Below are 2,404 nucleotides of genomic sequence, written 5' to 3'. Positions count from 1 at the left end.
TTTTCTCGAAAGAATTATTTCCTTTATTGTTAGATAAAAATGAGCCAATGTATGGCTATATAGCAGAAGGTTATTGGTGTGATGTCGGACATTTAGATGCCTATCGGGAAGCTCAATATGATGCACTTCAACATACAGTAAAACTTGATTTTGCTTATCAAGAGCGATCGCCCGGACTTTGGACAGGAGAAAATACTTATATTGACCGGACAGCTAAAGTTGAGACACCAGCTTTAATCGGAGATAACTGTAGAATTGGCCCAAGAGTGCAGATTGAAGCAGGTAGTGTGATTGGAGATAATGTGACAATTGGTGCAGATGCTGATGTGAAGCGGCCAATTATTTGGAATGGAGCACTGGTGGGAGAGGATGCAAATTTAAGAGCTTGTGTAATTTGTCGAGGTGCGCGGATAGACCGTCGTGCTCAGGTATTAGAAGGTGCTGTGGTTGGTTCATTATCTACTGTAGGAGAAGAGGCTCAAATTAGTCCCAATGTTAGAGTATGGCCTAGTAAAAAAGTAGAATCTGGAGCTACCCTGAATATTAATTTGATTTGGGGAACAACTGCTAAGAGAAATTTGTTTGGACAACGAGGGGTGCAGGGATTAGCAAATATAGATATTACTCCAGAATTTGCGGTGAAGTTAGGAGCAGCTTATGGTTCTACTTTAAAACCTGGTTCAACAATATCAGCTTCTCGCGACCAACGCAGTATATCTCGGATGGTTTCTCGGTCTTTAATTGCTGGTTTAATGTCAGTTGGAGTGAACGTAATAAATTTAGAATCTACTGCAATTCCTATTGCCAGAACAATTTTACCAACTATGAATCTTGTAGGTGGTATTCATGTACGTCTTTCTCCTAACCGCTCAGACCAAATATTAATTGAAATCTTTGATTCTCAAGGAATTAATCTTTCTAAAGCGAAGGAAAAAAAGATAGAGGGAGCATATTTTAAAGAAGATTTACGGCGAGTACAAATTCCAGAAATTGGCAATGTGGTTTATCGCCATGAAGTATTAGATGCTTATAGCAAAGGCTTTGAAAATCTGCTTAATTCTGAGGCAATTCGCTATAGTAAATCTAAAGTAGTAATTGATTATTGTTATGGTGTTTCTGGAGCAGTATTACCACAATTATTAGCTAAATTTGGTTGTGATGCTGTAGTTTTAAATGCGAGCTTAAAAGAGACTTCTTTAGGGCAAGAAGAAAAAGAGAGTTTATTAGACCAATTAGGTCGGGTGGTAGAAGCTTTACAAGCAAATGTAGGAGTTCAAGTAACAGCAAATGGAGAACAATTAATATTAGTAGATGAAACTGGTTCTGCTATTCGTGGTGAAATGTTAACTGCACTAATGGTCAATTTAATGTTAACCGCTCATCCGCGCAGTTCGGTAGTAGTACCAATAAATGCTTCTGCGGCAGTAGAGCAAATTGCTCGTCGTCACGATAGTCATGTGATTCGGACAAAAGCAAATCCCACGGCATTAATGGAGGCTTGTCAAATTAATCATAATGTGGTATTAGGTGGGAGTGGTGATATGGGATTTATTTTTCCTAAATTACATCCTGGTTTTGATGCAATGTTTTGTATCGCTAAAGTAATAGAAATGTTGACTATTCAAGAGCGCTCTTTAGGACAAATCAGTGCGGATATTCCTGCTGTTACTCATCGTTCCTATAAAGTACGTTGTCCTTGGAAAGTGAAAGGAGCGTTAATGCGGTATTTAGTAGAAACTAATTCTCCAGAAAAATTAGAATTAACTGATGGAGTAAAGATTATTAATCATCAAAATGATAATTGGGTATTAGTTTTACCGGATGCTGGAGAACCCTTAGTACATATTTATGCAGATAGTAACGATCGAGATTGGGTTGATAAAACTTTGAGGGATTACCGCAATACAATTAATGATTTTGTGAATTTATTTATGACTGGGAAGAAACTAAATGGTTGATAGTATGGCAGAAGGAAGAAGGAAGAAGGAAGAAGGAAGAAGGCAGAAGGCAGAAGGCAGAAGGCAGAAGGCAGAAGGGAAAATATGGCGTTGTCTGAGTTTTCAGCTTTTGATATGTTCTCACCTTTCCTTCGATTACTATAATTAATTATCAGGAAGAAAGAAGAAGGGAAAATCTGGCGTTGTCTGAGTTTTCAGCTTTTGATATGTTCTCACCTTTCCTTCGATTACTATAATTAATTATCAGGAAGAAAGAAGAAGGGAAAATCTGGCGTTGTCTGAATTTTAAGCTTTTGATATATTCTCACCTTTCCTTCGATTACTATAGCAATCCTAAATCGTTTGTGATAGTTTTATTGCTTCAGTGTTTCTGCCATACTATCAACCATTTAGTTTCTTCCCAGTCATAAATAAATTCACAGAATCATTAATTGTATTGCGGTAAT

2 protein-coding genes are annotated in these 2,404 nt (G+C 37.4%); both read left to right on the top strand.

Features of this window, described 5'->3' with window-relative positions:
• Positions 1–1,958: mannose-1-phosphate guanyltransferase (locus tag F6K13_RS28575; RefSeq protein WP_287289224.1), on the top strand; the 1,958-nt coding region annotated here is incomplete at its 5' end.
• Complete coding sequence (locus tag F6K13_RS28570; protein WP_192901120.1) at positions 1,951–2,106, top strand: hypothetical protein; 156 nt, start codon at positions 1,951–1,953, stop codon at positions 2,104–2,106. The genes F6K13_RS28575 and F6K13_RS28570, both read left to right, overlap by 8 nt.
• The last annotated feature ends 298 nt before the right edge of the window (positions 2,107–2,404 follow it).

The organism is Okeania sp. SIO2B9 (assembly GCF_010672505.1).
Lineage (GTDB): Bacteria > Cyanobacteriota > Cyanobacteriia > Cyanobacteriales > Microcoleaceae > Okeania > Okeania hirsuta.
The sequence above is the reverse complement of the archived record's forward strand: the minus strand, read 5'-3'. Positions and strand labels throughout refer to the sequence as shown.